Annotated in this window: 7 protein-coding genes and 1 other RNA gene; 6 read left to right on the top strand and 2 right to left on the bottom strand. The window is 55.2% G+C overall.

Translation table 11 applies throughout. The annotated features are described in order from the left end of the window. The first annotated feature begins 236 nt into the window (after positions 1–236). Positions 237–968 (top strand): fasciclin domain-containing protein, encoded by a 732-nt coding sequence (locus tag HK24_RS13200; protein WP_086634865.1) that lies wholly within the window; start codon positions 237–239, stop codon positions 966–968. A gap of 23 nt (positions 969–991) precedes the next feature. On the opposite strand, the gene HK24_RS13205 is transcribed toward HK24_RS13200, so the two are convergent. Both HK24_RS13205 and HK24_RS13210 read right to left on the bottom strand, forming a co-directional pair. Beyond that, complete coding sequence (locus tag HK24_RS13205; RefSeq protein WP_086634866.1) at positions 992–1,570, bottom strand: thiamine phosphate synthase; 579 nt, start codon at positions 1,568–1,570, stop codon at positions 992–994. A gap of 32 nt (positions 1,571–1,602) precedes the next feature. Next, entirely contained in the window at positions 1,603–1,893 is a 291-nt protein-coding gene (locus HK24_RS13210) for a hypothetical protein (protein WP_233126275.1), read from the bottom strand. Positions 1,894–2,051: 158 nt separating this feature from the next. Here HK24_RS13210 and HK24_RS13215 point away from each other — a divergent pair, with 158 nt between their 5' ends. The 5 genes from HK24_RS13215 (at position 2,052) to HK24_RS13235 (ending at position 4,206) form a co-directional block, all read left to right on the top strand. After that, complete coding sequence (locus HK24_RS13215) at positions 2,052–2,267, top strand: hypothetical protein (protein ID WP_086634867.1); 216 nt, start codon at positions 2,052–2,054, stop codon at positions 2,265–2,267. Positions 2,268–2,270: 3 nt separating this feature from the next. After that, positions 2,271–2,615 carry a cell division protein ZapA gene (locus HK24_RS13220; RefSeq protein ID WP_046901310.1) on the top strand — a complete coding sequence of 115 codons (345 nt, stop codon included), beginning with the start codon at positions 2,271–2,273 and terminating at the stop codon, positions 2,613–2,615. Between the two features lie 47 nt (positions 2,616–2,662). Then, positions 2,663–2,819: non-coding RNA, 6S RNA (ssrS, locus tag HK24_RS13225), on the top strand. Positions 2,820–2,862: 43 nt separating this feature from the next. Beyond that, a complete protein-coding gene (locus HK24_RS13230; protein WP_369826547.1) occupies positions 2,863–3,387 on the top strand; it encodes a 5-formyltetrahydrofolate cyclo-ligase in 525 nt (174 codons plus the stop codon). 3 nt (positions 3,388–3,390) lie between these two features. Next, on the top strand, positions 3,391–4,206 hold the full coding sequence (locus HK24_RS13235; RefSeq protein ID WP_046901312.1) for a TIGR00282 family metallophosphoesterase: 816 nt from the start codon (positions 3,391–3,393) through the stop codon (positions 4,204–4,206). Positions 4,207–4,388: the final 182 nt, after the last annotated feature.

The following is a 4,388-nucleotide window of genomic DNA, read 5'->3' on the forward strand; positions in this document are numbered from 1 at the left end:
GCTATGGTGGCTGGGGCGGCGGTTGGGGCGGTGGCTGGGGTGGACCCGGCTATGGTGGCTACGGCGGCGGCTGGGGTGGCGGTTTCCCCGCGACCTATTACAACACAAGCTGTCAGACGACGTTTGAACTGGTAAGCGGTCACGTCGTGGGATGGACCATGCGCGGGGACGGGTGCTGAACCCGGTTTCCTCGTCTATGGTTCTGCGTCCTCTTTATTAAGACGGTGTGACCAGACATGCATGTGCGATTCGGTTTTTCCTCTGCCCCCGGCGCTTTGACCCGGTTCTCGGGTCTTCGTTCGGGCGCAGTGGCCCTGCTGGGGTTAGCTCTGGCGGGATGTCATGGGACGGACTGGTCGCATAATTATCAGGACAGTTTCGAGACCCAGGCAAAGACGTCCATGTCTTACATGCCTGACACGGTTGCTGATGCGTTCGAAAAGCCCAAGAATAACGAGCCGAGCACGCCGGTCGCTTATCACCGGCCTGCATCCCCGTCATATGATGATCGTCCACTGGACGAAAATATCGCTGCGTCCGTGGAACTGGCCGACTATACGGCTGCGATCCGGCATGTTGGTCTGGTGCCCTGGATCACGGGACCGGGCCCTTATACTGTTTTCGCCATTCCAAATGAGGCGATGGAAAAGCTTTCGGCTCGCTGGCCTGGCGGGCTGATGGCCCCTGCGATGAAGGGTCAATTGACCCATATTCTGGGCTATACAATTGCATCAGGAAAATGGGACGAAAAAGCTATCCGCAAGGCCATCGCCAGAAACCATGGTCGGGGGATCGGTCTTAAGACGCTGTATGGGGATATCATCAGCGTCCATATCGATGCTCGGACTGGCGAAATTTTTCTGAATAATCCCGCCGGGCAGGTGGCTCATCTGTGGAGCCATTCGCTGCCGCAGTCCAATGGTGTTCTGTATTTCATGCGGGACGCGCTGCTTCCTGTTTCTCACTGAATCAAAGAAAAGCGCGCCACTTTTTAGGTGCTGAGCGCGCTTATCAGCTGGATGACAATGTCCTGGTCACTGCCATCCAGCTTCAGAGGGATGGCAAGGAAGTCAGCAGCAGAGTCTTTGGCGGTCCGTGCAGCTTCGGCCGATACAATGTTTTCGGCCACGGCAGGAAGTTCCATTACGGACGTCCACCACTTAATCATGTCTGCATGTTCTGAAGGGAAGGCGATGTAGTCCGCGCCGCTTTCTCCGGCCTGCATCGCTTCGTCCCGGCTTTGGCAGAAGCATCCAATCTGAATATTTTCTCCTGCTATTTTGCGCAGGGCAGGCAGGTTGTCTGGTGACGGCGCGTGGATACCATCAGCCACCTTTAAAAGATCTGGCGAGATAGAAACCGTTACATCCGCCACATCCAGCATCAGAGCGACGTCATTCTCGTGAAGCAGACTCACGAATTTGGACAGCTGCTTTTTCTCGAGGTTGTGGGCTGCTGGAAAACGCAGTGCAGTGACCTCGGGGCGTGCGAGTAGCCCCGGCAATGCATCAAGCATTGCGGCTGTTTCGAATGTAGCGGGCAGAACGGGATAAAGATCGCAAGGTATCATGAGCAGAGTTTCGCAGATTCACGCGCGGCGGGCTAGCGTCGCCATGAGGTAGGGGAAGGGCGGGCCGTAAGGACCCGCGTTTCATGGAGTTTGTCTGACTTCAAGGCTCTCATTTGCTGCGGAGACGCTTGGCAAACAACCCATCCAATCCCGGCCAGAAGTGCCATGCGCGCCAAAGCTGCGGAGGCGCCACAATCCAGAATGGAAAAAGCCTTTTGCTCCTGCACCACATCCAGCCACCAGGGAATTCCGAAGCTGTTTCCTGCGCCGTCAGGGGAGAGTGCCAGAAAGGGCTCAGGGTGCTGTGCTCTAAGTCTGGTCATTTCAGGGCAAGAAGAAATAGTGAAAACTGGCAGCATCAGAGAAGGTGCAGCGCTTGACCTGATGAAGGGTTCGGGTCTTTCCTGAGCAGGTAGTCTAGGATGAGATGTGTCGGTCATAGTATTCGGCATAGTGATGGCATGAACGGAAAGAGCGCGTTTTGAGCGAGCAGACAGGATCTCTGCAGGACGATAGGACTATTGATCGTCTTGAGGAAGCGGTGGGACGAATTGCCACTGCGATGGAGCAGCAGGCCCGAATGCGGGAAGAGCGTGAGCGCGAGGCGCGTTCAGCTCCCGACCTGCCAGAGATTGCCGCAAACATCGATGCTTTATGTGTGCGTATCCGCGGAATTCTTGAACGAAAGGGAGAATGAGCCATGGGGCAGGTTTCCATTCGTCTGAACGGGTATGTTTACAGTGTTGGCTGCCAGGATGGAGAAGAACACCATCTTTATTCCATGGCGCGACAGGTCGAGAGCTGGCTTCAGCGGGCGCGGACCCTTGGTGGCGCCGCTAGCGAGTCCAAGACACTTATGATGGCTGCGCTCTTGATGGCGGACGAAATTTTCGAGCTGAAGCGCCGCCCGATTCCGGATGATATGCTGGCGACTGTTGAAGAAGCCAAAGCGGCCTTGCGTATCGCCGAATCCCGCCAGGCAAGGCTCGCGCATTTGACGCAGCAGGTTGAGGGTTTGGCTGAGACACTCGAAAAGGAAGGGTAATCGACGGGTTCCCGTTGAATATCTCTCCGCAGTGTCTAATATGTAGTTCGGAGCTGCCTGGTGCGTCAGGCAAATCAACCCCCGGGCCGATAAGCATTCCTACGGGAACTGGCTCTGTCGTGGCCCTGGTCACGTTAACCGGTGCCCACCTGCACTTGCAGGTCTAGGAGGGCTGAAAAGACCAACGGCTTTGGCGGCTCCACAGATTTCTTCCATCGATCAGCAAAAAAAAGAACTCCGCGATCTCATGGCTGAGAAGCGCAGAAATGCGCCAGCGCATGCAGAAGCGGACCTTCTGGAACGGATTTTCAAAACCGTTCAGACTTATGATGCTCCGAGCGTAGCGGCAGTTTGGCCCTTGCCGGGAGAAATCGATCTTCGACCTTTGTGTTCCCGGCTGGCTCGTGATGGGCGACGCGTTGCGTTGCCCGAGACCACACCCAAAGGAACGCCTCTCGTTTTTCGGGAGTGGAGCGAAGAGACGCCCATGCTGGCAGGTCGCTTTGGGACATCTCATCCTGATGGCCCCATTCTTGTTCCTGAGCTTGTTCTTGTGCCTTTCCTGGCGTTTGACCGGAAAGGTTTTCGCTTGGGCTATGGGGGCGGTTATTATGACCGCACTCTGGCGCAGCTGAATGTGCCCGCAATTGGCTTTGGTTTTGCCTTTCAGGAAATGAAAAGCATTCCCGTTGGGCCGTACGATATCCCCCTTTCTGTTATCGTCACTGAAAAAGAGACGATTCAGACGGGGCCTTATAATTTGGAAGGCTGACTGTTGAGACTGCTGTTTCTGGGCGACGTTGTAGGTCGGAGTGGACGTGAAGCAATAACCGACAACTTGCCGGAGTGGCGTAAAAAGCTCTCTTTGGATCTGGTTGTCGTGAATGCAGAGAACGCTTCACATGGTTATGGCCTCTCCCCTGATATTGCGAGAAGCCTGTTCTCTGCCGGTGTAGATGTCATCACGTTGGGCAACCATGCCTGGGACAGACGCGATATGGTGAGCCACATCAGTCAGATGCCTAATATCGTGCGACCTATTAACTATCCCGCAGGGACGCCGGGGCAGGGGAGCTACATTATAGATCTGGAGCGTGGTCGCCGCGCTCTGGTGGTTAATGTCATGGGTCGAATTTTCATGGACCCGCTGGATGATCCCTTTCGGGTTGTCGGTGAACTGCTGTCCCGTCATCGGCTTGGCGTGACCGTGAATGCAATTGTCGTAGATATTCACGCGGAAGCGACCAGTGAGAAGATGGGCTTTGGTCAGTTCTTCGACGGGCGGGTGTCGCTGGTTGTTGGAACACATACGCATGTGCCGACGGCGGACCATCGTATTCTTCCCAAAGGCACGGCCTATCAGACGGATGCCGGCATGTGTGGTGACTATGACAGTGTCATCGGTATGGGGAAGGAAGCGTCCCTTCATCGGCTGATCCGTAAAATCCCAGGGGAGCGCCCTCAGCCAGCAGAAGGCGAGGCGACAGTCTGCGGTCTGATGGTCGAGACAAACGATGCCACAGGTCTGGCTGTCCGCGTCGCTCCTTTAAGGATGGGAGGGCATCTGGCGCCGAACTGGCCGGATTTCTGACGCGGGACAAAGATTTCAGAAGAAAAATGCAGAAAATGAAATTTTTTTCTGAGGGCTAAAAGGGTGAAAAGTGTGGATTTCTCGCATTTCCCCCAATTTACAGTCATTTTTCTTGTGGATAAGTGTAGTATGATGATTGTTTGACAGTGATGTGTGGTGGCCGTATAAGCCCGTTCACCGAC

Origin of the sequence: Gluconobacter sp. DsW_058 (genome assembly GCF_002153615.1) — a bacterium.
In the GTDB taxonomy this organism is placed as follows: Bacteria; Pseudomonadota; Alphaproteobacteria; order Acetobacterales; family Acetobacteraceae; genus Gluconobacter; species Gluconobacter cerinus.

What these genes read in the sequence shown, in the direction of transcription:
- HK24_RS13200 (WP_086634865.1), top strand. Translation starts at nt 237, where the DNA reads ATGCATGTGCGATTCGGTTTTTCCTCTGCCCCCGGCGCTTTGACCCGG.
- HK24_RS13205 (WP_086634866.1), bottom strand. Translation starts at nt 1,570, where the DNA reads ATGATACCTTGCGATCTTTATCCCGTTCTGCCCGCTACATTCGAAACA.
- HK24_RS13210 (WP_233126275.1), bottom strand. Translation starts at nt 1,893, where the DNA reads ATGACCAGACTTAGAGCACAGCACCCTGAGCCCTTTCTGGCACTCTCC.
- HK24_RS13220 (WP_046901310.1), top strand. Translation starts at nt 2,271, where the DNA reads ATGGGGCAGGTTTCCATTCGTCTGAACGGGTATGTTTACAGTGTTGGC.
- HK24_RS13230 (WP_369826547.1), top strand. Translation starts at nt 2,863, where the DNA reads ATGGCTGAGAAGCGCAGAAATGCGCCAGCGCATGCAGAAGCGGACCTT.